Consider the following 26,142-nt stretch of genomic DNA (forward strand, 5'->3'; position numbering starts at 1 on the left):
TCGGATCACGTGAATTCCGATGTTCGTCGGAAATCCACTCCGATCCATCCTTGTCACTCTCCGTCCCGACACCCACCGTGTCCGGCGGATTACCCAGGGGTTACTTCGGGCTTCATGACGCAAAGCTGACCGTCCGGCGGCCGGAACGGCCCCCGCTGGTCGGTTAGTTTTCCGGTCCGGTGCACGGGACTTCACCGTCGACCCCCGACACCACCACCATCCCGTGCTCCCGCCGGAGGAGACAGACATGACAGTCCCCGCGCCGCCGGCCCGCCGGCGGCCCACCGCGGTGGGCCGCGTACTGCCGCTGCTGCTCCTCGTCGCCCTGCTCGCGCCGATGACCCTGCTCTTCGTGCAGACCTGGCGGCTCACGGCGGACGACCGGGACCTGGCCAGCCGGGAACGGTTGGGCGTGGAGTACCTGCGCGCCCTCGGCCCGGTCACCCACGCCCTGGTCGACGCCCAGTCCGCCGCCGTCGCCGCCCGACCCGCCGACAGCTCGGCGCTGACCCGCGCGGTCGAGGCCGCCGCCTCCATCGACACGCGGATCGGCGCCGAGCTGCGGACCCAGGAACGCTGGGCCGGCCTGCGGGCCAAGATCGAGGCGCTGGGCCCCCGCGGTCCCGCCGACCCGGAGGCGGCCTTCGCCGCGTACGGCGAGGCCACCGACCTGCTGCTGGCCCTGCACGACAAGGTCCGGGAGACCTCCGGACTCGTCCGCGACCCCCGGTCGGACTCCTTCTTCCTCCAGCACGCGAGCCGGGACCTGCCCGAGACGGTGGTGGCGACCGGGCGGCTGGCGGACCTGGCCGTGCTCGCCGCCCGCCGGCCCGCCGCCGACCGCAACCGCACCGCCGTCGAGATCGCCGCCCTCCGGGTCGCCGTCCTCACCCCGGCCGGCGACCTGGTCACCGACCTGCGGGCCGCCGTGGACAGCTCGGAGAGCGCCGACCTCGGCGCGAGCGTGCTGACCCCGCTCGACACGTACCAGCGGGCCGTCGAGGCGCTGGCGGCCAGCTCCGCCCCGACCGGTCGCGACGCCGTGGCCGACCAGGCGCAGATCACCGGCGCCCGGCGCGACGCGCAGGCCGCCGCCGAGCAGCTCCAACCCGTCATCCTGGACGAACTCGACGCGCTGCTCGCCGAACGCTTCGGCGACCTGGACCGCAGCCGGTGGCTGACCGTCGCGGCCGGGGTGCTGGCCGTACTGCTGTGGGCGGCACTCGGCGCGGTGTGGCTCGCCGCCGCCCGCCGGGCCCGACAGCGCGCGGCACAGGCCCGGCGCGAGCGGGACGGGGCCACCGGCCCGCCGGAGGACACGCCGTGGCCGCCGACCGCCGAACCGCGTCGACTCCAGCCCGTGGGGCCGGCCCGCGAACCCGGCGCGCAGTGGGGGCCCGCCGATGCTGCTCGCTAGGCTCCGGATCCGGGGCAAGCTCGCGCTGCTCGTGGTCATCCCGCTGCTCAGCATCGTGGGGCTGGCCGTGCCGGCGGTGCTCGACCGGGTGGCCGCCGCCCAGCGCGCCGGCGACATCGCCGAGCGGGTCCGCGTCGCCAGCCGCATCGGCACCCTCGTGCAGGACCTGCAACAGGAACGCGTCCTCTCCGTCGGCCTCCTGCTCGGCCGGGTCACCCGCACCGAACTGGTGCAGCGGACGGCCAGCGTGGACGACCGGGTCGCCGACCTGCGGGCCACCCGGGGCGACGAACTGCCGCCCCGGGTCGCCGAGGCCCTGCACGGCGTACGCGGGCTGACCGACCTGCGGGCCGCCGTGCTCGCCGGGACCGCCACCCCGGACCAGATCATGGCCGCGTACGGGCCCGTCAACACGGCGCTGATCGAGTCGCTGCGGCTGCCGTTCGGGGTGGACACGGAGACGGCGGCGGGACGGCAGGTGCTGGCCCTGGACGGACTGCTGCGCGCCGACGAGGGGCTGGCCGCCTGCGCCACCCTGATCGTGCTCGTCAAGGCCACCGGCGCGCCCCGGGCGAGCGCCTCGTACGTCGCCTGCATGGCCGCGCTGCGCGTGGACAACCAGCGGTTCCGCAGCCTCATCACGCCGGAGCAGTTCGCGCTGGCGAGACTCAACGACGCGGCCGTGGCCGCCCGTACCAGCGCGGACTTCCTCCACACGAGCGCGTTGGACCCGGCCGGCGCGACCAGGGGCATCCCGCTGGACGCGCTCTTCCCGTCGGTCCGCTCGATGATCACCTTCGGGCAGTTCATCGAGAAGAAGCTCGTCGCCGACGTCATCGCCGAGGTGACCCGGCAGCAGCGCCGGGCGCTGACCGAGGCGTACCTGGTCGGTGGGGTCGCCACCCTGATCCTCGCCGTGGTGGTGCTGCTCAGCGCGGCCGTCGCGAGGACGGTGGCCCGGCCGCTGACCCGGCTCACCCGCTCCGCCGACCGGGTGGCCCGGGTCGCCGAGGCGGAGCTGACCCGGGTCGCCGACGACGAGACCGAGGGCGTCGCGCCGGTGCGCCTCGACCCGGTCGACGTACGGGCCCGCGACGAGATCGGCGACCTGGCCCGCGCGTTCGACCGGGTGCAGAGCACCGCCGCCCGGCTCGTCGAACGGCAGGTCGCCGGACGGCGCAACGTGGCGCAGATGTTCGGCCACGTCGGCCGCCGTACGCAGAACCTCGTCGGCCGGCAGCTCGCGCTGATCGACCGGCTGGAGCGGCAGGAGACCGACCCCGACCGGCTGGAACACCTGTACCGGCTCGACCACATCTCCAGCCGGCTGCGCCGCAACGCGGGCAGCCTGGTGGTGCTCTCCGGTTCGGCCGGCGCGGACCCCCACGTGGCGCCGGTGCCCCTCGGCGACGTGGTCCGGCTGGCGCTCGGCGAGATCGAGGACTACACGCGCGTCGACGTGCGGGTCCCGCCCGGCGTGTCGGTGGCGCCCGGCGCCGTCGGCGACCTCGTCCTGGCGCTGGCGGAGCTGATGGAGAACGCCACCGTCTTCTCCCCGCCGCACACCCGGGTCACGGTGGACGGCGAGCAGCCCGGCTCCGGGGCGCGGCTGACCGTGGTCGACCGGGGCATCGGCATGACCCGGGAGCGGCTGGCGGAGGAGAACGCCCGGCTCACCCGGCGGGAGCGGCTGGATCTCGCGCCGACCGAGGTGCTGGGGCTCTTCGTGGTGGGCCGGCTGGCCCGCCGGCACGGCTGGACGGTGCGGCTGGCACCGACCACCGGCGGCGGCGTGACCGCCCACCTGGAGGTGCCGGAGACCTCGCTGGTGATCCACCGCGCCGAGCGGGCCGGTCTGGCCGTGGCCCGGGCCGCCGTACCCACGCGCGATCGGCGCTCCCCCGCCGACGCGTCGGAGGCGGCCCGGGCCCGCACGGCCGACGCACCGGCGACGGCCCACCTGTACGCGGCGGCCGTCGAGGCACCGCCCGGCCGCTCCCACGTCGCGCCCGCCGAGGCGCCGGAGGCCGCCCGGGCCCGCGTCACGGCAGTCGAGGCGCCGGCTGCCCTGCCCCGCGCGGCGGTCGCCGAGATGCCGGAGGCCCGCGCGGCGGTCTGGACGGCGCCGGAGGCCCCGCCGTCCGGGTTCGACGCGGCGCTGCTGAGCCGCGCCACGCGCAGCATGGAGGCCGGCGCCCCCTGGGACGCGTTCGGCTCCGGGGGCGAGCCCGAGGCGCCGGCCGACGCCGCCCCGCCGGGCATCCGCCAGCGGGTGCCGGGCGCCACCCTGCGCCCCGCCGACCCGCCGACGGTGGGGCCGGTGGAGGCCGGCGGCGCCGATCCGGCCGCCGCCCGCGCCCTCGTCGAGGCCGTCGAGTCGGGCGTACGCCGGGCCGAGCGCGGCCGCCGGACGCCGGACGGCACGGTGCCGGGCCGGCTGACCCGGCGGGTGCCCGGGGCCAACCTCGCCGCCACCCCGGCCCGGCAGCCCGACAGCCCGCACCCGGGCAATCCGGACGAGGTCCGCGACCTCCTCACCGAGTTCGAGGCGGGCGTCGCCCGCGCTCTGCGTGAAGTCAGCCAAGACCACCGCTACGAAGAGGGAACATCACGGTGACCAGCCCCTTCCTGCACGACAACGTCGACCACCAGAACCCGGGCGCCGGGGACCTGAGCCCGGAGGCGCGCACCTTCAACTGGTTGCTGGACTCCTTCACCTCCAGCACGGCCGGGGTGCTGGAGGCGATCGCCGTCTCGTCGGACGGTCTGCTGATGGCCATGTCGGCGATCAAGGACCGCTCCAACGCGGAGCGGCTCGCCGCCGTGGTCTCCGGCATGACGAGCCTCGCCGGCGGCGCCGCGAGCTGGTACGCCCTCGGCGGGCTGAACCGGGTGGTCGTGGACATGGCCGAGGGCTACCTGCTGATCAGCGCGATCAGCAGCGGTTCCGTGCTCGGGGTGGTGGCCGACCGCTCGGCGAACCTCGGCACCGTGGCCTACGAGATGACGCTCTTCGCCGGCCGGGCCGGTGGCGCCCTCACCCCGAGACTGATCGCCGAGCTGAAGAACGCCGCTCAGCAATGACCCCGGAGGTCGCCGGCGAGGGACCGGACCCGGATCCCACGATCCGGATCCGGCCCTACCTGCGCGCGTCGTCCCCGCACGACGCCCGACCCGGCCTGCCGGCGGCGACGGCCGCGCCGACGTCCGAGGACGGGCCGGCGGGCCCACGCCCGTTCGTGCTCACCGCCGGGCGGGTGGCCGGCGCCGACCCGGCGATCGGGTTGGAGACGCAGGTGACCGCCCGGCCGGCGACCGACCGGTCCGCGCCGCTGAACCTGCTGGCGCCCGAGTTGCAGGCGATCGTCATGCTCTGCGACGAGCCGATCTCGGTCGCCGAGATCTCCGCCCGCACCCGGCTGCACTTCGGTGTGGCCCGGGTGCTGGTCGGCGACCTCCGCGCGGCGGGCCACCTGGACGTGCACGACGGCGCCGACGCCCTCGACCCCGACATCATCCTCCGAGTGATTGATGGACTCCGTGCGATCTCCTGAATGGCCGGTCGCCCCGCTGGGCGGGATCGCCGCCAACAGCGCCGCCGCCCGGTACGGCTCCCCGACGGGGCCGCAACCCGCCGCGTCCGCCCCGCCGCCGCACCGGTCGCCGGCCACCGGCGTGGCCTCGGTGCCCCGGCCCACGCCGGCCGCCGCGCCGCCGATCCCCGTCAAGATCCTCATCGCCGGCGGCTTCGGGGTCGGCAAGACCACCACTGTCGGCGCGATCTCCGAGATCGCCCCGCTGACCACCGAGGCGGAGATGACCACCGCCGGGATCGGCATCGACGACCCGGGCGTACGCTCCGCGAAGACCACCACCACGGTGGCGATGGACTTCGGCTGCGTCACCATCGACCGCAGCCTGAAGCTGTACCTGTTCGGCACGCCGGGGCAGGCCCGCTTCGGCTTCATGTGGGACGACCTGGCCCGCGGGGCGCTCGGCGCCCTCGTCGTGGTGGACAGCGCCCGGCTGGACGACTGCTACCCGGCGATCGACTTCTTCGAGCGGGCCGGCCTGCCCTTCGTGGTCGGCGTGAACGCCTTCGACGGGCGGCTGGCGCACGACCTCGACGCGATCCGGTGGGCGCTGGCCGTCGGCGACCACGTGCCCCTGGTGCAGTTCGACGCCCGGGACCGGCTCTCGGTGCGGGACGCCCTGCTGGTCGTCCTGGACCGCGCACTCGATCGGGCCACCCGGGAGAGGAAGTCCTGACCGCTGCGGCGGTTCGACCCGTTTCGCGAGAAGGGGTGGTCGTGATGAGAGGTGGACTGGACGAGACACTGGCCCGGATGGCCCGCCGCGAGGAGGCCCTGCGCCGGCGGGCCGCCGACGCGGGGCCGGCGGTCGGGGAGGTCGCCGACCCGGCGCAGGCGCGCGACGGCTCCGGCCCGGGCCGCGCCGAGACCCGGGCCGAGGCGCGCAACGCCGGACCGGGCTGGGCCGACACGCGGCGGGGCGCGGAACCCCGCGACCCCGTGGCGGAGGTCGCCGAGGCCGTCCGTCGGGTGGTGGCCGGCCACCCCGGCACGGCGGTCAGCATCCGGGTGGAGCACGACGGGCAGGCGTACCCGCTGCGGGTCGCCTGGACCGACGCGGGCGTGACGGTCGACGCGGAGGCCGCCGCGCCGCCGCCGGCGTGGCCCCTGTCGGTCAAGACGGTGCCGGCCTGGACGCCGGCCCGGGAGGGGCTGACCCCCGACCCGGCGGCGCGGCTGGCCGAGCTGATCCGCCGCGACCCGTCCCTGCTCGGCGACGGTGACGGGCCCCGCGCGGCGCACGACGCCCCGGGAACGGGCGCGGCGTGACCACGGCGGCTAGGGTCGGGCGGTGGCGGAACCCGACCTGACCCTGACCGCGAGCCTGCGGCCGGCGGCCCTGGACGCCCGGCGGGGCGTCGTCCGGCTGCACCCCGAGGTGCTCACCGCGCTGGCGCTGCGCCCGGGCGACCCGGTGCGGCTGGCGGGCCGGCGGACGACCGCCGGCATCGTCGCGCCGGCCGAGCCGACCGCCAGCACGGCGCTGCTCTACGCCGACGACCTGCTGCTGGGCAACCTCGGGATCCGCGACGGCGGCCAGGTCACGGTGAGCCCCCTGCCGGTCACCCCGGCCCGCCGGGTGCTGCTCGCCGGTCCGGCGCAGATCGCCGCCGTGGTCTCCCCCGAGATGCTCCGGCTGGCCCTGCTCGGCAAGGTGGTGACGACCGGGGACGACGTGTCGCTGCTGCCGCAGGACGTGCTGCCCGACGCCTCGGTGCGCAGCCTGGTGGAAGCCGCCCGGCGCAGCCTCTCCAACAGCGTCGGTTACGCCTGGACCAGCACCCTGCTCGCCGTGGTCGCCGCCGAGCCCGGCCCCGGCTCGCTGGTCACCATGGACACGGTCGTCGGCTGGGAACACGGCCAGGCGACCCACGGCTCCGCCGGCACCACGCCCGGTGGGGGTCGCCTCGGGGCCGGCGGCGCGACGGCGGGCGGGACCGCCCCGGGCCGACCGGGTGCCGCGGGCGTACGCGGCGGCGGCCCGGCCGTGGACGCCACCGGCCGGACCGTCGGGGGCGCCGACGACGCGCCGCCCGCGGTGGACGAGCTGCCCGGGCTGCGGGCGCAGGCCGAGGAGCTCACCGAGCTGCTCGACCTCGGCTTCCACCACCGGGAGGTGCTCGGCCGGCTGGGCACGGCCGTGTCGCTGGGCGTGCTGGTCGCCGGGCCGGCCGGCTCCGGCAAGGCCGCGCTCGTACGCGCCGTGGCCGCCCGGGTCGGGGCCCGGGTCAGCCCGCTCTGGGCCCCCGAGGTGGCCGCGCTGACCAACCAGGCGGCCGCCGACCGGCTGCGCACCGCCGCCGCCGAGGCGCGCGCCGACGGCCCCGGGGTGCTGCTGGTCACCGACGTGGAGGCACTCGCCCCGGCGAACGGGCCGGGCCCGGTGGCGACCGTGTTCCGGCAGATGGTCGCCGAGACCGTACGGGCGGGGGTGGCGGTCGTCTGCACCACGGGCCGCCCCGAGGCCGTCGACCCCGCGTTGCGCGCCCCGGACCTGCTCTCGCTGCGGATCAGCGTCCCGCTGCCGGACGCGGCCCTGCGCCGGGAGCAGTTGACGGTGCTGACCCGACAGGTCCCGCTCGCCGACGACGTACGGCTCGACGAGGTCGCCGGGCGTACCCCCGGTTTCGTCGCCGCCGACCTGGCCGCGCTGGTCCGCGAGGCCGGGGTGCGCGCGGCGCTGCGGCAGAAGTCGGCGGAGACGCCGACGGTGGCCATGGCGGACTTCACCGCCGCGCTGGAGGTCGTCCGGCCCACCACCATGGCCGCCTCCACCCTGGAGCTGGCCTCGGTGACGCTGGACGACGTGGGCGACCTGACGGAGGTCAAGGAGACGCTCACCGAGTCGGTGCTGTGGCCGCTGACCTACCCGGACACCTTCGCCCGGCTGGGCGTGCAGCCGCCGCGCGGGGTGCTCCTCTACGGCCCGCCGGGCTGCGGCAAGACCTACCTGGTGACGGCTCTGGCCGGCTCGGGGCGGGCGAACGTGCTCTCGGTGAAGGGCGCGGAGCTGCTGTCGAAGTGGGTCGGCGAGAGCGAACGCGCGGTCCGCGAGCTGTTCCGCCGGGCCCGCGAGGCCGCGCCCACCCTGATCTTCCTGGACGAGGTGGACGCGCTCGCCCCGGTACGCGGCCAGGCCAGCGACGGCGGCACCACCGACCGGGTGGTGGCCGCGCTGCTGACGGAGCTGGACGGGGTGGAGACGCTGCGCAACGTGGTGGTGGTCGGCGCGACGAACCGACCGGACCTGATCGACCCGGCGCTGCTGCGGCCCGGGCGGCTGGAGCGGCTGGTCTACGTGCCGCCGCCGGACGGGCCGGCGCGGGCGGAGATCCTGCGCGCCTCGGCGCGCAACGTGCCGCTGGCACCCGAGGTGGACCTCGCGGAGCTGGGCGCGGAGCTGGACGGCTTCTCGGCCGCCGACTGCGCCGCGCTGGTCCGGGAGGCGGCGCTGGCCGCCATGCGGGAGTCGCTGACCGCGTCCACGGTCACCGCCGCGCACGTGGCCTCGGCCCGCGCCCGGGTCCGCCCGTCCCTGGACCCGACCCAGGTCGCCTGGCTCGCCGCGTACGCCGAGAAGCGGGCCGGCTGACCGCCGGCTCCCCGGTGCGACGGGCCGGCGGGCGTCAGTCGGTCGGCAGGAGGGGGCCGAGGGGCCCGAGATCGAGGTTGAGGTCCTCGGGCGCGAGGCCGAAGTACTCGCGCAGCCCCGTCATCTGCTCCTCCAGCGCCATCAGCGTGGTGCCGATCCGCTCGACCTGTTCCTCGGTGAGGTCGCCGAGGTCGACGCGGCGCAGCGCCTGTCGCTCCACGAGCTGCCGCAGCAGCTCGATCACGGTGAGCACGAGGCTGGCCAATCCCCGCTCGACGGAGTCCCGGTCGACGGCCAGCCGGCGGTCCAGCGGCGTCACCCTGGGCGGCTGCCACCGGGTGTCACCGAGCGCGGCGGCGAGTTCGGCTGCCTCGTCCCGCCGGACGCCCCCACCGCCCGGTCCGCCCGCGTCCACTGCCCCGCCACCCGGGCCGGTCGGGCCGTCCGGGGCGGTCATGGCGACGTCGCCGGCATCTCGGCGGCGGCGCCCGGGACGGCGTCGCGCAGCTCCGGCGGGGCCAACGCGCCGACGGAGGCGACCAGTGCGCGCAGGGAGATCCGGACCAGGTCCACGTCGGCGACGGCGATGGTGATGTCGCCGCTGATCACCACGCCGGTGGCGAGGACCCGGTCGAGCAGGTCGACCAGGGCCACCGGCCGGTAGGCGAGCGGGTCGTCGGCGCTGCTCGGCGCGAGCGACGTGGTCATGTCGCCGGCCCCCGGTCCGGCTCCCGTACGGTCAGCGCCGGCCCGGCGGGCCGTTCGTCGGCGAAGGAGTACGGCGGCCACGGGCCGGTCAGCTCCAGTCGGATCTCGGGATGCCGCCCGGCGAGCGCGTCGACCAGCCGGCGGAACCCGCCCACCGCCCCGTGCCCGACCAGGTACGCCCCGTTGAGCGCCATCGCGGTGGGCGCCCCGGAGAGCCGGCGGTCCTGCGGGGGGTGCCGCCGGGCGGCCGCCGCGTGCCCCGCCAGTGCCTCGTGCACGGCGCCGGCGGCCTCGGCGGCGATCCGCTGCCCCTCCTCGCGTGCGGTGAGCTGGGCCCGGCGCCGCCGCAGGTACGCCGCCCCGGCGCCACCAGACCCGGCGGGCTCCGTCGGGCGGGGCGTCGCGCCCGGCACGACGTACCCCTTGACGCCCCACTCGTCGTGGCCGGTGAGCCGGTCCAGGACGGCGGTCAGCTCCGCCCGGCGGGTGGTGAGCTGCCCCGCCACCCGGGCGTCGTCGTGGTGGACGGTGGCCAGTCGGGCCGGCACCACCGCGCCGCCCCGGGACAGGGCCGCGACGACCGCGTGGTGCGTCCGGGCCGCCCGTTCCAGCCAGGCCAGGTCCTCCAGGTTGCGGCGCAGGGCCTCCTCGCCGTACTCGGACAGCGGCGCGGCGCTGACGACGGCGACCAGGCCGGCGGCCCGCACCGCGCGCGCCGCGGCGCCGTCCATCCCGACGGTCGTGGCGAGCAGGGCCGGATCGACGTCGCGTGTCACGCCGTGCAGCCACACCCCGACACCGGTGCCCGCCGGCCCGGCGGCGGGCAGGAGGTCAGCCGTCGAACTCATCCCACTCCTCTCCGCGGGCGGCCCTGCGGGCGACCCGGGGGCGGCGTTCCGCCTCCACCTGTTCCGGGTCGCGTGGGCCGGGCTCCACAGGCGGCCTCGCCCGCGAGCTGAGCCACGGGTCGTGCTCCCACCAGTCGATGCCGATCTGCCGTGCCGTGTCGACCGAGGCGATGACCAGCCGCAGCTTGAGCGTCAGCAGCTCGATGTCGAGCAGGCTGACCCGGATGTCGCCGGCGATCACGATGCCCCGGTCGAGCACGCGTTCCAGGATGTCGCCGAGGTTGGCCGGCTCGTGCCCGGCGGGCAGGACCTGGCCGGAGTTCTGCACCACCGGCGGCGGCTGGGTGGTCACCTCAACCCACCTCGCCCTTGCCGCGCTGGTAGCGCCGCACCCGCCGGTAGCCGAGCAGCCCGCCCTCCAGGTCCAGCTCCACCTCGTAGAGGCCGAGCAGGTCGGTGGAGGCCGGGACGCGCCGGTCCTCGACCACCTCCACCCCGACCAGCCAGCCGTCCCGCGACGACTTGAGCGAGGTGGTCCCCACGGGATCGCGGCCGGTCAACTCGACGACCTGCCGCAGCCCCTCGCGCGCCGCCTCGGCGGCCGAGATCGGTTCGAGGTACTCCTCCTCGTCGTACCGGTCGTCGACGGGCTCACTCCTGCGCGCCCGCCCGCCGTCGCCGCGGATCAGATCCACCATCGCGCTCACCTCCCTCGCCCCCGCCGGGGGCCGCCACCCGGGCGCCGCCGGTCAGCCGTTCCAGCACCCGCTGCTGCCCCTGGTCCCGTTCCGCGGCGCTGATCTCGCCGGCGGCCTCCGCCGCGTCCAGCGCCTCCAGTTCGCGCCGGACGTCGACGGGGTTGTGCTGCCGCGACTCCGCCTCCCGGGCGACCACCTTCACCACGGCGGTCAGCCCCCGCACCGGCGCGTACGGCAGGGTCAGCAGCGCCCACAGGATGTCCACCGCTCACCCGGTCAGCTGATGGGCGCTGACGAAGTCGTACGGGGCGAGCGGGCCGAGCAGCCGCATCCGGATCAGCTCCCGGCGCTGCTCGGCGTACTCCTCGACCGCCGCGACGAACTCGTCCTCCCGGTCCTGGTCGACCAGGAAGGCGGCGTTCGCCGCGTCCAGCTCGTTGCTCGGCGCCCGGGGCGCGCTCGCCACGACGAGCGGGTCGAGCGCGTCGACCAGCTGCCGGTTCTCCGCCTCCCGGCGCAGCTCCACCGCCTGGCTGATGATCTCGCCGAGACGGATCCGCTGCGGCCGGGTGGCCGCCTCCGGGTGCCCACGCACCTGGTCCGCCAGCTCGGCGGCGGCCGGGTTCTCCGCCAGCACCGCCGCGATCAGCCTCGCCTCGTCGTAGCGGCCGTGCACGGTGTACTGGATCCGGCCCTCGAATTCGTCGAGGGCGGCGGCGAACCGGTCGTGGTGCGCGTCCAGCAGGTCGGCGACCGCGTCGGGCCCGGTGACGACCGTGCCGAAGCGCACCGGCAGCACCGGCGCCACGGCCGCCGTGCCGTCCAGCATCTCCTGGTACGCGGTCAGGTCCGCCGGCCGGCCGATCGGCTCGGTCAGGCTCACCTCGCTGACCAGCGCGGCCAGTTCGCCGTGCCGGATTGCCGCCACCTCGCCGGGCGGGTCCCCGACCCCGGCGGCGTCCGCAGTCGGCTCCACGTCCGAGGGCACGATGCCGTAGATGAACAGTCCGCTCTCCTCGGCCATGCTCACCGACCCCCGTCCCGGCGTCGTCGGGGCCGGTCGCGGTCCCTACTCGCGCCGCCGTCCCGGTCGCCGGCGCCGAGTCCGCCGACGGTGTCCCTGACGGTGCCGCCGAGCGCACCGACGGCTCCGCCGATCCCGGGGACGGCACCGCCCGCGCCGAGCGCCCCGGCGGCGTCCCCGACCAGGTCGGTCAGCCCCTTCTGGTCCGCCGGCGTGATGTCGAACCGGTCCACCGCCTCGGCGAAGCGCAGGTACGTCTCGATGCTGGCGACGGTGATCCGGGCGTTGATCTCCAACAGCTGGATGCCGACCACGTCGACGGAGATTTGGGCGTCGATCACCACGCCCTTGTCCAGCACGGTCTCCACGACGTCGGCCAGGCTCGAGCCGGCCCCGCCGCGTTCCAGGGCACCGCCGGCCGGGCCCTCGCTCGTCGCGATGCTCACTCCCGTTCCTCCCGTCGACGCCGGACCACCGGTCGGCGGGGCGCCTCCGGGGAGCGGCGGGTCCGGGGCTCCTCGCGGGGGCGGGGCTCCTCCCTCGGCTGGGGGCGGCGGGCCCGCTCCGGGGCGCGGCGGCGCGGCGGGGCCTGCTCCTCCTCCGGTTCCTCCCCGTACTCGTCGTAGTCGCCCTCGTCGTACTCGTCCTCGTACTCCTCCTCGGCCGGACGGCGGCGCTGCGGTGGCCGGCGGCGCGCGGTGGGCCGGCGCTCCTCGCGCAGCGCGGTCTCGTGGTCCCGGACCACCTGCGAGTCCTCGATCTCGCCGCGCCAACCCTGCACCGAGTCCGGATCGAGGACGGTCTCGGTCATCACGTGCCGGACGAAGTGCTTCAGCTCCAGCCGGACGCGGCGGCCCTGGGCCCGCCACAGGTTCCCGGTGTGCTCGAAGAGACCCTGCGGGTGGTACTCCAGCACCACCAGGATGCGGGTCAGGTCGGGCGACAGCTCGTGGAAGCTGACCGTGCCGTCCACCGAGCCCTTCTCGCCCTTGGAGCGCCAGTGGATGAGCTTGTCCGGGATCTGCCGGACGATCGTGGACTCCCAGGTGCGGTGCGACCAGAAGACCTGTGCCTTCCAGGTCAGCTTCTCGTCCGACTCGGTGTCGACGTTCTCGACCTTCTTCATGAAGCTCGGGAAGTCGCCGAACTGGGTCCACTGGTCGTACGCGACCCGGACCGGCACACCGACCTCGATCGTCTCCACGATGTTGGTGACCTTGAGCTTCTTGCCGCCGCCCTTGCCGCCCTTGCCGAGAGCCGCCATGACCTTCTCCTTACCGCCGGCCAACCCGGCATGGACCATCGCCTTGACCGGTGAGCCGCCCTCGGCGAGCTTCTGCGCGCCGGTGGCGGCGGCGATCAGGCCGGGGCCGCCGCCCTGCTTCGCGTAGTCGCTGAGCCGGCCCGTCGCGCCCGTGATCCGCTCGGTCACCACCTGGACCGCGCGTTCGCCGATGGCGCTGGCCAGGTTGCGCGCCTCGCCGGCGAGTTGGCCCCTGACCTTGTCCCCGAGGCCGCCGGGGCTCGTCGTACCCGTCATGGTCACCGCCCCCGCTGTCCGGTGCCGGCGTCGGACCGCCCGCCCTCGGCGTCGGCGTCCTGCCGCCCGCCCTCGGCGCTGGCGTCCTGCTGTCCGCCCTGGGCGCCGGTGTCCCGCTGCCCGCCCTCGGCGGCGGCGCCCGGCCGGTCGTCGTCGGGGGTCGCTGCGCCGCCCTTGCGGCGCAGCGCGTCGGCCGAGCCGCGCAGCTTGCCGCTGATGGCGTCGATGCCGCTGCCGGCGGCGGCGGTCGCGGCCGCCTTGGAGGCGGCGGCGAGGGGGGCGCCGAGGCGACCGATGTTGCTCAACTGGGGGGACGACTGGATCAGGTTGCCGCCCGCCTTCAGCAGCCCGCCGGGCTCCCGACTGGCCCGCCCGGCCGCGACCGCGGCCGCCAGGGTGAGGGCGGTACGCAGTTTGCGCCGCCGGCCGAGCAGGTAGCCGAAGCCGACCGCGAGCCCGATTCGTGCTCCGCTTCTCATCAGTTCTCCTTCGCTCCCCGCAGCGCCGGACACCTGACGGCAATGGTCGAAAGAATGGCCGCCGGGGATCAGCACGCGCCGGACCGCACATCAGGTGTCCCGTTCAATCGGACCCGGCGGGCAGTACCCGTTGCCCCATCGGCAAAACATCTCCGCATTTTGCCGACGCCATTGACCGGAGCCCGCCCCACGCGCGCAAAAGGGACACAGAAGCGGTCCGGAGCAGGAAGAACGTCAGAGGGTGAAGAACCGCCGAATGGCCGTCACACGGCCGGCAGCGCCGAATCGAGGCATATTTCGGCGAGCACCTTACCGTCGTCCTCGCGCAATTTAGCGCCACATTTCTCCAGGACGGACACGGCGCCGAGATTGTCGGCCGTGGTCTCCGCGACCACGAGGCGCATTCCGGCCGCCGCCGCCTCGTTCAACAACTCGCGCAGGGCGGCCGCGCCGATCCCCTGGCCCCGGACGGAGCGGCCCAGCCACATCCCGGTCTCGACCGTGCCGGGCTCGCCGCGTCGGCTCATCCGGATCATGCCGACCACCTCGCCGCCGGCCAGGATCGCGTACATGCGGGTGCCGGTCGGGCCGTCCAGGCCGGCGAAGCTGGCCCGGTGGAACTCGCGGAACGCCTCCCGCCGGGCGTGCGACCACCCCGCCGGCGCCTCCACCGGCGGCATCACGTCGATGGGCTCCGCCTCCGCAGCCGCTACGGAGAGCAATGGCTCCAGGTTTCGCTCGTCGACCGGCTCCAACCGCACCGTTCCCGCCACGTGCCGCAGTCTGCCGCCCCCACCGGCCCAAGTCCACCCCATCGGGCCTCCACTGGCGGTCCGGCGGAAGGTACCGGCCGGTCGGACCGCTGGTGTTCCGCCTCACGCTCCGCTGTCGGGGCTGGCAGGGCCGCCGGTGGGCGGGGGTCCGGTCAGGGCTCGCCCGCGTCGAACTCGCAGAGCAGCACCGAGGCGTCGTCGGCGGGCTTGTGCCGACGCAACCGGTCCGGATGGTCACGCTCCGCAGTGCGCACCCGGTCGATCAGCGCGCCCGGCCCCTCCGCGGTCGCCACGTCCAGCAGGCCCGCCCAGTCGAGCAGACCGAACTGCTCCACCAGGGCCGACGCCCCGTCGCTGAGCAGCGCCGCCCGCCGTACCGCGCCCGGCCCGCGCAGCGGCAGGGTGCCCGTCACCGCGTGGAACGCCGCGTCCGGGTCGGCGGCGGCCACCCAGTAGCCGTGGGTACGGTTCATCCGCTCCCGCTGCACGCCGACGGCCCGGCGGAACCGGGTGAGCCGGTCGGCGGAACCCGCCGGCACGGCTGCCACCGTGGCCCGCACCGCCCCCATTGCGGCGTCCAGCCGGTCGTCGGTGACCACGCTGATCCGGCCACCGGCGTCGAGCACCAGCGGGCTGTCGCAGAGCACCAGGTAGTCCAGGTGGTCGCCGCCGTCACGCAGCAGGCAGACGGTGCTCGACGGGGTGCCCGGATGATCGAGGTCGCACTCGCCGCCGTGGTCGGCCCGGACGGCGAGGATCGCCGCCGCCAGGTTGCTCATCAGGGTCGCCGTCGGGCGCACGGCCTCCGCCAGCCCGAGCCGGGCCGCGAGGTGCCGGACGTACCAGGACGGCCCGTGCACGCAGCCCGTGTCGAAGCCCTCCGGCACGGTCGCGCCGTCCAGCACTCCGGCCAGCGGCCCGAACCGGAAGACGAAGTCCTCGTTGACCGGCCGGTCGGGCGGCGGCGCGGACGCGGAGCGTACCCGCATCGTCCGCGCCGCCCCGACGACCCGGGTCGCCTCAGCGGCGACGGAGATCGTCGGCGGCCTCATGCGCCTGTCCCTGCATCTGGTGGGCGGCCGACCGGCCCTGGTCCCGGACGGCGGACGCGCCGCTCACGGCGGTGGAACCGACGGCACGGGCCGCTTCCTGCGCCGGCTCGCGCAGGTTGTGGCGCATCTCGTGGCCCACCTCGCGGCCGACCTCGCTGGCCTGCTCCCGAAGGTGCCCGGCCTGCGCACGCAGCTGGTCGGAGTGCTCGCTCACCATCTCCTTGGCCTGCCCGGCCCACTGCCGTTCGGGACGGCTGGCCGGAATCAGCGACGAGACCAGCAGCCCGGCGCCGAACGCGATGAGGCCGGCCGCGAGGGGGTTGCCCTGCGCCTGCTGGCGGGACTGCTGCCCGAGCGAACGGGCCTCCTCCCGCACCGACCCGGCCATGTGCGACATCCGTTCCCGGGACTGTTCCCCGAGCCCTCGCGCCGAATCGGCCGCGTGCGACATGCGCTGGCCTGTCGCGTGCGACATCCGCTGCGCGGCACCGTGCCCGTCCGACTGCACGCCCATCACCTTCTCCCTGGCCCGGGTGAGTGCGCCACGGGCCTGCCCGACGCGCTCACCGGCGATCCGTCGCGGGTTGACCTTGTCGGCCAGCGCGTCGACGTCGCTGCTCAGTTCGTTCCGGGTGTTCTCGATCTCCCACCGGATCCGGTCCGGATCGTTGGACATGATCTGCTCCCTCCCGGCTGGTTCACCGGCCGCGCATCGCGTCCGGCATCTCCCCTGCGGTCTGCCTCGTCCGGGGCAGCACCGAGCGGAGCTGCGCCTTCTCCTTGCGCGCCCTGCCGAGCAGGACACCCGCGACGGCGGCCCAGATGACGGCCACGATCAGCGCGGCCCAGCCCTGGTCCATCACGTTGGACAGCCCCCACCACAGCGCGTACGACACGAACAGCACCGTCAGGAACCCGGCCAGCGCCGCCCCGCCGAACATGCCGCCGACCTTGCCGGCCTGACCCGCCTCCTCGCGCAGCTCCGCCTTGGCCAGTTCGACCTCCTTGCGGACCAGCGTCGAGAAGTCCCGGGTCACGTCGCCCAGCAGGTCGCCGACCGACTGCGTCCGTTCCTTCTCGGGGGCGCTCACGGTGCCACCCCGCCGGGGATGTCCGGCCCCTGCCGACCGGGAGGCGAGGCGTTGCGCACCCGGGCCGTCCCGGTGTACGCCTCCTCGGCCACGTACGGCGCCTCGACCGTCCGCTCGTACGGTCGCGGGCCGGCCGGGCTCGGCGCGGCACCCGGTCCGGTCGGGGCGGCGGCCGGCGGGGTCGACGGCTGGCCCGCGCCCCGCGCCCCGTCGCCCGAGGCGGTCAGGTTCCGGGTGAGCCGCCCGACCAGCATGCCGGCCAGGGCCGCGCCGGCCAGGAAGGTGCCCGGGTGCCGGCGCGCGTACGACCGCACCTCGTCGAGCACCGCCGTGGGTTCGCGCTCGTCGAGCCAGCCGGCGGCCTGTTCGGCGGCGTCGGCCATCCGGCGGACCGCCTGACCGGCCATCCCGGAGTCCTCGCTGCGCTCCGCCATCGAGCCGAGTTCGCGCCCGATGCCGCGCAGCCCGTCGGCGGCCCGGTGCTGTTGCGCCCGGGCCTGTTCGCGCAGTTGCGTGCCGGCTTCGCCGGTCAGGTTGCGCGCCTGCCGCCGGGCCTCCGACGCCACCTGTCCGCCCTGTTCGGCGGCGCTGTGCGCGACCTGTCCGCCGGCCTGGGCCGCCTGGTGCCCGACCCGGGACGCCTCCTGCCGGGCCTGCTGTGCGGTGCCGGTCGCACCGTCCGGTGGCCGGCTCGGGTTCATCTGCGTCATCGCCCGCTCCCTCCGTCGGCCCCGGGCCGCAGGTCACGGCCCGGAACGTGTACCGGCCGCGGCACGCGGCCCGGAACGACACCCGCGTACCCGTGCGGGTCGCCGACATTCCGGCGCGGAGTCGGGGACAGCGGTGGGACGGCCGGCCGGGGGCACCCCGGCGCCGGCACCGGACCGCCGGTGCCGACGGGTCGGAACCGGTCGTGGGGTGCGACAGCGGTCAGCGGCGGCGGTTGCGGGCCCGGGAGGAACGCAGCCGACGTAGCCGCCCGACCAGCACCGGTTCGGCGGCGAGGGCGGCCGGGTTGTCGAGCAGCGCGTTGAGCAGTTGGTAGTAGCGGGTGGCCGAGAGGCCGAAGGTGTCCCGGATGGCCTGTTCCTTGGCGCCGGCGTGCCGCCACCACTGCCGCTCGAAGGCGAGGATGCGCCGTTCCCGCTCGGTCAGGCCGCTCTCCGGGCGGGCGTCCGCCGGGACGCCGGTGTCGAGGTCGGCGGGCCCTGCGTCGGTGTCGGTGTCGAGGTCGACGTCCGCCGGGACGCCGGTGTCGAGGTCGGTGGCGCCGGATGGCGCCACGGCGAGTTCCGGTTCCGCCGCCGAGCGGGGCTGCGGGACGGTCGGTGCCGCGGCGACCGGGCCGCCGCGTGGGTGGGGGACGACGCCCGCGGCGTCGGGCGCGTCGGCGGCGACCGCCTCGCCCGTCGCGACCGGCTCGCCGGACCGTCCCGTCGCGGGCGGCTCGGTGGCGGCCGGGGCGGCGTCGGCGGGCTGCATGGCGCTCCTCGTGGGGCTGGTCCTGCTCCGGGCGGATCGGTCTCCCGGGGCGGCGCGCGGGCGGCACACCGCGACAGCCGACCGGCGGGGAACACCAGCCTAACCAGGGCGGACCCGGTTCGCATCGGACGATCCGGCGGCGCGACCGGGGCCGGGGAGAGCCACGGTCGCACCGCCCGACGGTCAGGAGATGTCGCGCCGGCGCATCGCCCAGAGGGCCGCGCCGAGAATCACCACGAACCCGACCGTCATCATCACCGAGGACTGCTGCCAGGTGATGTCCAGAGTGTCCGGTTTGCACTCGCCGTAGTAGGTGGCCTGGCAGGTGTTCCAGTCCTCCAGGGTCACCTTCTTCTGCATCCACGCCAGGGCGTAGGTCGGCAGCAGCCAGGCCTCGGCGAAGCGCACGCCGGCCATCGCCAGCAGGATGCCGAGGCCGAACTGGCCGACGACCATCAGGGCGATCACCCCGCCCAGGGCCATCGCGGTGTGCCGCCCCAGCGAGGCGAGCGCGAAGCCGATGGTCGCGGTGACCAGTGCGAGCACCAGCCCGCGCAGCCCGGTCAGGGCGAAGGACTGCCACGCCCCCGAGGTCATCTTCGCCGTGCTGCCTCGGAAGTGGGCGACCAGCCAGAAGCTGCCGAACCACAGCAGCGTCGTGGGCACCGCCAGGGCGACCAGCCCGCTGAGCAGCGCCGCCAGCTTCGTCAGCAGTACGGTCAGCCGCCTCGGCCGCCACAGCAGCAGGTTCATCATGCCGCCGGTGTTCCACTCGGCCCCGACGAACGAGGCCCCCATGACGAACCCGACCAGCGCGAGGATCGCCGCGAGCGGCAGCAGCGTGTCGCCGAAGTTCTCCCGGAAGTCGAAGGTGGAGGGCAGGAACCACTGCGCCTCGATCGCGTCACGCGGCGGCGGCTGGATCATCGCGCAGTCCGGCGGGAAGCGGTCGTCCCCGCTCGTCCCGGCGGCCTTCGCCCGCTCGCACTCGGCGCGGTACTCCGCGTTGTGCTGGACGTCCCGCTGCCACTGCTGCTCGGCCGAGCGCTCGGCCTTCGCCACCGTGGCGGCGTCGATCTTCTCGTTGGTGAAGAAGACCCCGACCACCACGGCCATGAGCACCAGCAGGCCCAGCAGGCTCATCCAGCGGGTGAAGCGCCGCTTCGCGAGCCGGCGCAGCTCCGTACGGTAGAGGCTCACGCGCCCCACCCTCCTCCGGCGGCGCCGGGCTGCCCCGCGCCACCGACCTTCGTGGACTGGTCGACCTGCCGGTGCTGACCGGGTACCGGCGCGGTGGCGGTCAGTTCGAGGAAGACGCTCTCCAGGTCGACGGCGACCGGGGCCAGCTCGCTGACGTAGAGGCCCTGCTCGGCGAGGAGCCGGGTCACCGTGGCCGGCTTGTCGACCCCGGCGAGCATCAGGTGGTCGGGCTGACCGCTCACCCGGATGCCGGCGCGGGTCAGCGCCTCGGCGGCGACCGGCAGGTCGGCGACCGCCTCCAGCCGCACCCGGACCGCGCCCGAGGAGTGCTGGGCGAGCACCTGCTCCACCGGCCCGAAGGCCACCCGCCGGCCCAGCGAGATGATGGTGACGGAGTCGCAGATCAGCTGGATCTCGCCGAGGATGTGGCTGGACAGCACCACGGTCATCCCCGACTCGGCGAGGCTGCGCGTCAGGGTGCGCATCTCCCGGATGCCGCCCGGGTCGAGGCCGTTGGCCGGCTCGTCGAGGATCAGCAGCTTCGGGTTCTTCAGCAGGGCCGAGGCGACGGCGAGCCGCTGCTTCATGCCGAGCGAGTAGGTCTTGACCCGCTCGCCGGCCCGGTCGCGCAGCCCGACCAGCTCCAGCACCTCGTCGACGCGCTGCCGGGGCACGTCGCCCGCGCCGGCGAGCAGGGACAGGGTGTCGCGCGCGGTGAAGTGCGGGAAGAACTGCGGGCTCTCCACGATCGCGCCGACCTGACCGGCGACGGCGGGCAGCGCCGCGGGCACCTCGTGGCCGAGGACCGTCATCCGGCCGCCGTCGGGCCGGATGAGGCCGAGCAGCGTACGGAGCGTGGTGGTCTTGCCCGACCCGTTCGGGCCGAGGAAGCCGTGCACCTGCCCTTCTTCGACCCGCATGTCGAAACCGTCGAGCGCGTTGCGGGTGCCGCGCCGACGGCTCTTGTACGTCTTGCGGAGACCTTCGATCTCCAGGACAGCTGGCAAGCTGCACCTCCCCCGATGGGCGTATGACACGCGACACCATACGCGGTATGCAGCCGCGCGCAATACCCGGTATGCATCCGACGCGCCGACGGATGCGGAAGGTGACTCTGCGTGGCCGGCCCTGCTGGGCGGCTCGCGTACCTCAGGCGCAGACGACCGTGACCCCGGCGGCCCGGAACGCCTCCACCACCTCGGGGTTGGCACCCGAGTCGGTGACCAGGGTCTCCACCCGGTCGACCGGGCAGATCCGGGCGAAGGCGTGACCGCCCAGCTTGGACGAGTCGGCGATGATCACGACCCGCTTTGCCCGCGCCACCATCAGGTTGTTCATCGCCGCCTCGCCCTCGTGGTGGGCGGCGGCGCCGAGCTGCGGGTCGATGGCGTCCACGCCGAGCAGGGCGACGTCCAGGGTGACCTCGCGCAGCAGCGCCCCACCCAGCGGGCCGACCAGCTCGAACGACTTCGGGCGGACCACGCCGCCGGCCACCACGACCTTCATCCGGGAGCGGACCAGCAGCTCGTTGGCGATGTTCAGCGCGTTGGTGACCACGGTGAGCTGGGCGCCCTCGGCGCTGGTGTTCAGGTCGGGCCGCACGGCCAGGGCCCGGGCCACCTCCGTGCTGGTCGTGCCGCCGTTGAGGCCCACCACGGTGCCCGGCGAGACCAGCGCCGCGGCGGCGGCGCCGATGCGCTGCTTCTCCGCCGAGTGCTTGGCGGTCTTGTAGCGCAGCGGCAGGTCGTACGAGACGCCGTTGGCGACCGCGCCGCCCCGGGTCCGGGTGATCATCTGCTGCTGGGCGAGCTGGTCGAAGTCACGCCGGATGGTGGCCTGGGAGACGTCCAGCCGCTCGGCGGCCTCCTCGACGCTGACCCGGCCGTTGTCGGTCAGCATCTCGAGCAGGGCGTTCCATCTGGCGTACCGGTCCACCCCGGCCCCTCCCGTTACTGCGCGGTCGGTGATTGATTGCGTGCACAGTAGTGCGCGAAACTACGAGGGCGCAAAACCCTGTCTTGCGCGATGCCGAGGCTGGTTGCCACAGCCAGCCGCTTTCGCGCAGAATAACGCGCGAAAGGCGGCTCTAACGAGCCGTATTGCGCACCGCTCCCCTGCGTAGGAGTTCTCATGTCGTACGTCGACGCCGAGATCGCGAGCCAGCCCGACTGCTGGCGGGAGGCGGCGCGCCTCGCCGCCACCGCGACGAGTCACCTCCCCCGCCCCGGGGAGCGGGTCGCCGTCGTGGGCTGCGGCACGTCGTGGTTCATGGCGATGGCGTACGCGGCCCGCCGCGAGCACCTCGGCCAGGGCGAGACCGACGCCTTCCAGGCCTCCGAGTTCCCGACCGGCCGGCGCTACGACCGGCTCGTGGCGATCACCCGCTCCGGCACCACCACCGAGGTCACCGAGCTGATCGCCGCCCTGCGCGGGCGGGTGCCGAGCACCGTCCTGGTCGGCGACCCCGACTCCCCCGCCGTCGCGCTGGCCGACGCGGCGGTCACCATGCCCTTCGCCGACGAGCGCTCGGTGGTGCAGACGCGCTTCGCGACCACCGCGCTGGCCCTGCTCCGCGCCCACCTCGGCGACAACATCGACGCGCTCGCGGCCGACGCCGAGGTGGCCGTACGCGCCCCGCTGCCGATCGACCCGACCCGCATCGAGCAGGCCACCTTCCTCGGCCGTGGGTGGACCGTCGGGCTGGCCCAGGAGGCGGCCCTGAAGTGCCGCGAGGCGGCGACCTTCTGGGCCGAGGCGTACCCGGCGATGGACTACCGGCACGGCCCGATCTCGATCGCCGCCCCGGGCCGGCTGGTCTGGGCGTTCGGCGAGCTGCCCGACGGGCTGCCGGCCGACGTGGCGGCGACGGGCGCGGCGTTCGTGCACAGTCGCACCCACGGCTGCCGCACCGTGCTCGGCAGCTGGGCCGCCGGCCGTACGCCCGTCGACCCGATGGCCGACCTGATCCTGGCGCAGCGCTTCGCCGTCGCGCTCGCCACCAGCCGGGGCCTCGACCCCGACGCGCCCCGGCACCTGACCCGCTCCGTGGTCCTCGCGTGAGGTCGGCCGACGTCGTCGTCGCGCTGGACGTCGGCGGCACCGGGATGAAGTGCGCCCTGGTCCGGGGCGACGGCACCGTGCTGCACGCCGAGCGGCACCCCACCGACGCCGGGCGCGGCCCGGACGCCGTGGTGGACACCGTCCTCGGGGTCGCCGAGGGGCTCGCCGGCAAGGCCCGCGCCGACGGGCTCGACCCGGTCGCGGTCGGCATCGCGGTGCCCGGGGTGATCGACGAGGCGCGCGGGATCGCCGTCTGGTCGGCCAACGTGGGCTTCCGGGACGTACCGCTGCGGGACCTCGCCCAGGATCGGCTCGGGCTGCCCACGGCGCTCGGCCACGACGTGCGCGCCGGCGGCCTGGCCGAGGCCCGGCTCGGCGCGGGACGCGACGCCGGGCACGTCCTCTTCGTCGCGATCGGCACCGGGATCGCCGCCGCCCACGTGGTCGCCGGCACGGCCGCCACCGGCGCGCACGGCGCCGCGGGCGAGATCGGCCACATCCTGGTACGCCCCGGCGGGCCGCCCTGCGGTTGCGGTCGGCCCGGCTGCCTGGAGGCGGTCGCCTCCGCGTCGGCCATCGGTCGGCGCTACTCGGCGCTGGCGGGGGTCCCGACGAGCGCCGCCGAGGTCGCCGACCGGGCGGCCGCGGGTGAGCCGCTGGCGGCGGACGTGTGGCGGGAGGCCGTCGAGGCGCTCGCCGACGGTCTCGCCACCGGTCAGGCCCTCTACGACGTGGAGACCGTGGTGCTCGGCGGCGGGCTGGCGCGCGCCGGCGCGCGGCTGTTCGACCCGCTCCGGGCCGCGCTGCACGAACGGATGACGTTCCACCGGGAGCCGCGCCTGGTCGCGGCGGCCCTCGGCGACGAGGCCGGCTGCCTCGGCGCCGCCCTGCTCGCCCTCGACAGTCTGGAGAAGTGATGGCCAACCGGGTGAACGGCAAGGTGGTGACCCCGACCGGCGTGATCCGGCAGGGCTGCGTGGAGCTGGACGAGGGCCGGATCCGGGCCGTGGCCGAGTACCCGTCCGTGCGCGACGGGCACTGGATCGTGCCCGGCTTCGTCGACATGCACACGCACGGCGGCGGCGGACACACCTTCACCACCGGCGACGCCGGGCAGGCCCGGCAGGCGGCCGACTTCCACCTGCGGCACGGCACCACCACCCTGCTGGCCAGCCTCGTCAGCTCGCCCTTCGCGCTCATGCGCTCGGCCACCGAGGCGTTCGCCCCGCTGGTCGCCGAGGGGGTGCTGGCCGGGATCCACTTCGAGGGCCCGTACCTCTCCTCGGCCCGCTGCGGCGCGCAGAACCCCGAGTACCTGCGCGACCCGTCCACGGACGAGCTGGCCGAGCTGATCGACCTGGGCGGCGGGGCGGTCCGGATGGTCACCCTCGCTCCCGAGCGGGACGGTGCGCTGGAGGCGATCAAGCTGCTCGCCGCGCACCAGGTGGTCGCCGCGGTCGGCCACACCGACGCCACGTACGACGAGACCCGCGCCGCCGTCGCGGCGGGCGCGAGCGTCGGCACCCACCTGTTCAACGGGATGCGGCCGGTGCACCACCGCGAGCCCGGCCCGGTGGTGGCCCTGCTGGACGCCCCGAACGTGGTCTGCGAACTGGTCGCCGACGGCGTGCACCTGCACGACGGGATGCTGACCTTCGCCACGTCGACGGCGGGCCCCGAGCGGGCCGCCCTGATCACCGACGCGATGGCCGCGGCCGGCATGGCCGACGGCGAGTACGACCTGGGCGGCCAGGCGGTCACGGTGGCGGACGGCGTGGCCCGGCTGGCCCGCGACGGCGCGATCGCGGGCAGCACCCTGACCATGGACGCCGCGCTGCGGCACGCCGTGGCCGCCGGGATCCCGATCGCGGACGCCGTGCGGATGGCCGCCACCACGCCGGCCCGCGCGATCGGCCTCGGCGACCAGCTGGGCGCGCTCCAGGTCGGGCTCCGGGCCGACCTGGTGGTGCTCGACGACGACCTGAACGTGGTCCGGGTGATGCGCGGCGGCTCCTGGGTGGAGTGACCCGGCGCGCTGCGCGACTCCGGCCTGCGCGGGCCAGGCTGTGCGCCGCGTTCGAGTTCGTCGCGGTGATCACCGGCTCCGCCACGCCGCACACCGCGCGCGCTGTCGAGCTGCCCCAGCTGTGAGACCACTCCGCCGGGTTGGCGCTGCGCGTTCGGAATCCGTGTGGCGACGGACGGTGGTACGCACCCACCGGGCTGCCCCGTTTACAGGGGCAGCTCGACAGTCCCAGCCGAGATACATCGGTGAGACACAGACGACGGCCGACAGCAGGCGGACGGGCGGCAGCAGGCCGTCAGCCGGTGGTGGGGACCTCGACGCCGAGTACGGCCTGCTCGTCCGGGCGGTGCACCAGCACGTCGGCGAGGAACGACTGCACGGCCGGGGCCATCCCGACGTCCCGGCCGGCCCGCTCGGAGAGCAGCCACTTGTGCTCGATGATCTGCGCGAAGAGCTCCTGCGGCTCCAGCTTGCGGCGCAGGTGCGCGGGCACGGCCCGGACCACCGGCTCGAAGACCTCGGTCAGCCAGCGGTGCGCGGCCTGCTGCTCGTCGGTCAGGTAGCTCTCGGCCCGGTACGCGTCGAGGTCGTTGAGCAGCCGACGGGCCTGGTTCTCCTCGGCGTCCAGGCCGGTCAGGCGGAGCAGCCGCCGGGTGTGGTAGCCGGCGTCGACCACCTTCGGCCGGATCAGGTACCGGCCGTTGTCGATGGTGGACATGGCCACCTCGGCGACGTCGAAGCCCAGCTCGTTGAGGCGGCGGATCCGCCCCTCGATGTCGTGCCGGGCCTCCCGCTCGACCTGCTGCTCGTAGGTGATCTCATGCCACAGCCGCTCGTAGCGCTGCACGACCTCCTCGCAGACGACCTCCGGGTCGATCGACTCGTGCAGCAGCCCGGCGGCCTGGAGGTCGAGCGCCTCGCCGAAGATGTTGACCCGGGCGATCTCCAGGTCCTCGCCGCGCTGGCCGTGGGAGAGCGAGTGGTGCAGCGCCCCGGTCTCGGCGTCCACCAGGTAGGCGGCGAACGCCCCGGCGTCGCGGCGGAACAGGGTGTTCGACAGCGAGCAGTCGCCCCAGAAGAAGCCGGTCAGGTGCATCCGGACGATCAGGGCGGCGAGCGCGTCGAGCAGCCGGCCCATCGTCTCCGGGCGCAGGGTGTGCGAGAAGAGCGCGCGGTAGGGCAGCGAGAACTGGAGGTGCCGGGTGATCAGCACCGACTCGAGGGGTTCCCCGTCGTCGGTCTGCCGGTCGGCCACGATCGCCACCGCCTCCACCGACGGGAAGTCGATCCGCTCCAGGGCGCGCAGCAGGTCGTACTCCCGCTCGGCGATCCGCTCGCGGGTCTCCTTGAACGCGTAGACGTACTCACCCAACCGGACGAAGCGGACGATGTGCCGGGAGATGCCCTGCGGCAGCGCCACCAGGTGCTGCGCAGGCCACTCCTCCAGCGGCGTCGACCAGGGCAGGTCGAGCAGCGCCGGGTCCACGAGGGCCGAGGTGATCCGCACGGGCACAAGTCTGACGGGTTCCCCCCGCCGAGCGCCTCCCTTCGTGGCTCGG

At 75.3% G+C, this 26,142-nt stretch carries 30 protein-coding genes; 10 read left to right on the forward strand and 20 right to left on the reverse strand.

Annotated elements, in window-relative coordinates; translation table 11 throughout:
• The first annotated feature begins 247 nt into the window (after positions 1-247).
• Genes CLT72_RS19130 through CLT72_RS19160 form a run of 7 tightly spaced genes read left to right on the forward strand, consistent with a single transcriptional unit; the run spans position 248 to position 8,602 of the window.
• Positions 248-1,417: a hypothetical protein gene (locus CLT72_RS19130; protein ID WP_101412965.1), complete on the forward strand. Its 1,170-nt coding sequence runs from the start codon at positions 248-250 to the stop codon at positions 1,415-1,417.
• Positions 1,404-4,034, forward strand: a complete 2,631-nt coding sequence (locus tag CLT72_RS19135; protein ID WP_101412966.1) for a nitrate- and nitrite sensing domain-containing protein — start codon at positions 1,404-1,406, stop codon at positions 4,032-4,034. The genes CLT72_RS19130 and CLT72_RS19135 overlap by 14 nt, the downstream gene beginning before the upstream one ends.
• A complete protein-coding gene (locus CLT72_RS19140; RefSeq protein WP_088998136.1) occupies positions 4,031-4,501 on the forward strand; it encodes a roadblock/LC7 domain-containing protein in 471 nt (156 codons plus the stop codon). The genes CLT72_RS19135 and CLT72_RS19140 overlap by 4 nt, the downstream gene beginning before the upstream one ends.
• On the forward strand, positions 4,498-4,971 hold the full coding sequence (locus CLT72_RS19145; protein WP_101412967.1) for a DUF742 domain-containing protein: 474 nt from the start codon (positions 4,498-4,500) through the stop codon (positions 4,969-4,971). Before CLT72_RS19140 ends, CLT72_RS19145 begins: the two co-directional genes overlap by 4 nt.
• Positions 4,949-5,686 carry a GTP-binding protein gene (locus tag CLT72_RS19150; RefSeq protein WP_101412968.1) on the forward strand — a complete coding sequence of 246 codons (738 nt, stop codon included), beginning with the start codon at positions 4,949-4,951 and terminating at the stop codon, positions 5,684-5,686. Before CLT72_RS19145 ends, CLT72_RS19150 begins: the two co-directional genes overlap by 23 nt.
• 44 nt (positions 5,687-5,730) lie before the next feature.
• Positions 5,731-6,279 (forward strand): hypothetical protein, encoded by a 549-nt coding sequence (locus tag CLT72_RS19155; RefSeq protein WP_101412969.1) that lies wholly within the window; start codon positions 5,731-5,733, stop codon positions 6,277-6,279.
• 22 nt (positions 6,280-6,301) lie between these two features.
• Positions 6,302-8,602 (forward strand): AAA family ATPase, encoded by a 2,301-nt coding sequence (locus CLT72_RS19160; RefSeq protein WP_101412970.1) that lies wholly within the window; start codon positions 6,302-6,304, stop codon positions 8,600-8,602.
• A 34-nt stretch (positions 8,603-8,636) separates the two neighbouring features.
• Here CLT72_RS19160 and CLT72_RS19165 read toward each other — a convergent pair whose 3' ends face one another.
• The 19 genes from CLT72_RS19165 to CLT72_RS19255 all read right to left on the reverse strand — a co-directional run bounded on the left by CLT72_RS19165 (position 8,637) and on the right by CLT72_RS19255 (position 21,432).
• Entirely contained in the window at positions 8,637-9,059 is a 423-nt protein-coding gene (locus CLT72_RS19165; protein WP_101412971.1) for a gas vesicle protein K, read from the reverse strand.
• On the reverse strand, positions 9,056-9,310 hold the full coding sequence (locus tag CLT72_RS19170; protein WP_101412972.1) for a gas vesicle protein: 255 nt from the start codon (positions 9,308-9,310) through the stop codon (positions 9,056-9,058). The genes CLT72_RS19165 and CLT72_RS19170 overlap by 4 nt, the downstream gene beginning before the upstream one ends.
• A complete protein-coding gene (locus tag CLT72_RS19175) occupies positions 9,307-10,158 on the reverse strand; it encodes a GvpL/GvpF family gas vesicle protein (protein ID WP_101412973.1) in 852 nt (283 codons plus the stop codon). Before CLT72_RS19175 ends, CLT72_RS19170 begins: the two co-directional genes overlap by 4 nt.
• Positions 10,142-10,510: a gas vesicle protein gene (locus CLT72_RS19180; RefSeq protein WP_088998131.1), complete on the reverse strand. Its 369-nt coding sequence runs from the start codon at positions 10,508-10,510 to the stop codon at positions 10,142-10,144. Before CLT72_RS19180 ends, CLT72_RS19175 begins: the two co-directional genes overlap by 17 nt.
• A 1-nt stretch (position 10,511) precedes the next feature.
• A complete protein-coding gene (locus CLT72_RS19185; protein WP_088998130.1) occupies positions 10,512-10,856 on the reverse strand; it encodes a gas vesicle protein GvpO in 345 nt (114 codons plus the stop codon).
• Complete coding sequence (locus CLT72_RS19190; RefSeq protein ID WP_101412974.1) at positions 10,810-11,121, reverse strand: gas vesicle protein GvpG; 312 nt, start codon at positions 11,119-11,121, stop codon at positions 10,810-10,812. The genes CLT72_RS19185 and CLT72_RS19190 overlap by 47 nt, the downstream gene beginning before the upstream one ends.
• Positions 11,122-11,124: 3 nt before the next feature.
• Entirely contained in the window at positions 11,125-11,880 is a 756-nt protein-coding gene (locus tag CLT72_RS19195) for a GvpL/GvpF family gas vesicle protein (protein ID WP_101412975.1), read from the reverse strand.
• 2 nt (positions 11,881-11,882) lie between these two features.
• Positions 11,883-12,326, reverse strand: coding sequence for a gas vesicle protein GvpJ (gvpJ, locus tag CLT72_RS19200; RefSeq protein WP_101412976.1), 444 nt, complete (start codon positions 12,324-12,326; stop codon positions 11,883-11,885).
• Positions 12,323-13,420, reverse strand: a complete 1,098-nt coding sequence (locus CLT72_RS19205; protein WP_101412977.1) for an SRPBCC family protein — start codon at positions 13,418-13,420, stop codon at positions 12,323-12,325. Before CLT72_RS19205 ends, gvpJ begins: the two co-directional genes overlap by 4 nt.
• A gap of 2 nt (positions 13,421-13,422) precedes the next feature.
• Positions 13,423-13,899 carry a hypothetical protein gene (locus CLT72_RS19210; RefSeq protein WP_101412978.1) on the reverse strand — a complete coding sequence of 159 codons (477 nt, stop codon included), beginning with the start codon at positions 13,897-13,899 and terminating at the stop codon, positions 13,423-13,425.
• Positions 13,900-14,162: 263 nt separating this feature from the next.
• Positions 14,163-14,672 carry a GNAT family N-acetyltransferase gene (locus CLT72_RS19215; protein ID WP_101412979.1) on the reverse strand — a complete coding sequence of 170 codons (510 nt, stop codon included), beginning with the start codon at positions 14,670-14,672 and terminating at the stop codon, positions 14,163-14,165.
• Between the two features lie 152 nt (positions 14,673-14,824).
• On the reverse strand, positions 14,825-15,724 hold the full coding sequence (locus tag CLT72_RS19220) for a hypothetical protein (RefSeq protein ID WP_101412980.1): 900 nt from the start codon (positions 15,722-15,724) through the stop codon (positions 14,825-14,827).
• The gene (locus CLT72_RS19225) at positions 15,693-16,400 is read right to left on the reverse strand and encodes a DUF3618 domain-containing protein (protein WP_101412981.1); all 708 of its coding nucleotides are present in this window, start codon (positions 16,398-16,400) and stop codon (positions 15,693-15,695) included. The genes CLT72_RS19220 and CLT72_RS19225 overlap by 32 nt, the downstream gene beginning before the upstream one ends.
• A gap of 22 nt (positions 16,401-16,422) precedes the next feature.
• Positions 16,423-16,815: a phage holin family protein gene (locus CLT72_RS32910; protein WP_101412982.1), complete on the reverse strand. Its 393-nt coding sequence runs from the start codon at positions 16,813-16,815 to the stop codon at positions 16,423-16,425.
• Complete coding sequence (locus CLT72_RS32915; RefSeq protein WP_101412983.1) at positions 16,812-17,525, reverse strand: hypothetical protein; 714 nt, start codon at positions 17,523-17,525, stop codon at positions 16,812-16,814. Before CLT72_RS32915 ends, CLT72_RS32910 begins: the two co-directional genes overlap by 4 nt.
• Positions 17,526-17,745: 220 nt before the next feature.
• Positions 17,746-18,297 (reverse strand): DUF3263 domain-containing protein, encoded by a 552-nt coding sequence (locus tag CLT72_RS19240; RefSeq protein WP_101412984.1) that lies wholly within the window; start codon positions 18,295-18,297, stop codon positions 17,746-17,748.
• Positions 18,298-18,480: 183 nt separating this feature from the next.
• Positions 18,481-19,497, reverse strand: coding sequence for an ABC transporter permease subunit (locus tag CLT72_RS19245; RefSeq protein ID WP_101415262.1), 1,017 nt, complete (start codon positions 19,495-19,497; stop codon positions 18,481-18,483).
• Entirely contained in the window at positions 19,494-20,504 is a 1,011-nt protein-coding gene (locus tag CLT72_RS19250) for an ATP-binding cassette domain-containing protein (protein ID WP_101412985.1), read from the reverse strand. The genes CLT72_RS19245 and CLT72_RS19250 overlap by 4 nt, the downstream gene beginning before the upstream one ends.
• A 142-nt stretch (positions 20,505-20,646) precedes the next feature.
• Positions 20,647-21,432, reverse strand: a complete 786-nt coding sequence (locus CLT72_RS19255; protein ID WP_088998118.1) for a DeoR/GlpR family DNA-binding transcription regulator — start codon at positions 21,430-21,432, stop codon at positions 20,647-20,649.
• A gap of 195 nt (positions 21,433-21,627) precedes the next feature.
• Here CLT72_RS19255 and CLT72_RS19260 point away from each other — a divergent pair, with 195 nt between their 5' ends.
• The 3 genes from CLT72_RS19260 to nagA are packed head-to-tail and all read left to right on the forward strand — an operon-like array spanning position 21,628 to position 24,583.
• A complete protein-coding gene (locus CLT72_RS19260; protein WP_088998117.1) occupies positions 21,628-22,557 on the forward strand; it encodes an SIS domain-containing protein in 930 nt (309 codons plus the stop codon).
• Positions 22,554-23,474, forward strand: a complete 921-nt coding sequence (locus CLT72_RS19265) for an ROK family protein (RefSeq protein WP_101412986.1) — start codon at positions 22,554-22,556, stop codon at positions 23,472-23,474. Before CLT72_RS19260 ends, CLT72_RS19265 begins: the two co-directional genes overlap by 4 nt.
• Positions 23,474-24,583, forward strand: coding sequence for an N-acetylglucosamine-6-phosphate deacetylase (nagA, locus tag CLT72_RS19270; protein ID WP_101412987.1), 1,110 nt, complete (start codon positions 23,474-23,476; stop codon positions 24,581-24,583). Before CLT72_RS19265 ends, nagA begins: the two co-directional genes overlap by 1 nt.
• 295 nt (positions 24,584-24,878) lie before the next feature.
• On the opposite strand, the gene CLT72_RS19275 is transcribed toward nagA, so the two are convergent.
• Positions 24,879-26,090: a DUF4032 domain-containing protein gene (locus CLT72_RS19275; protein ID WP_101415263.1), complete on the reverse strand. Its 1,212-nt coding sequence runs from the start codon at positions 26,088-26,090 to the stop codon at positions 24,879-24,881.
• Positions 26,091-26,142: the final 52 nt, after the last annotated feature.

The organism is Micromonospora sp. CNZ309, assembly GCF_002846525.1.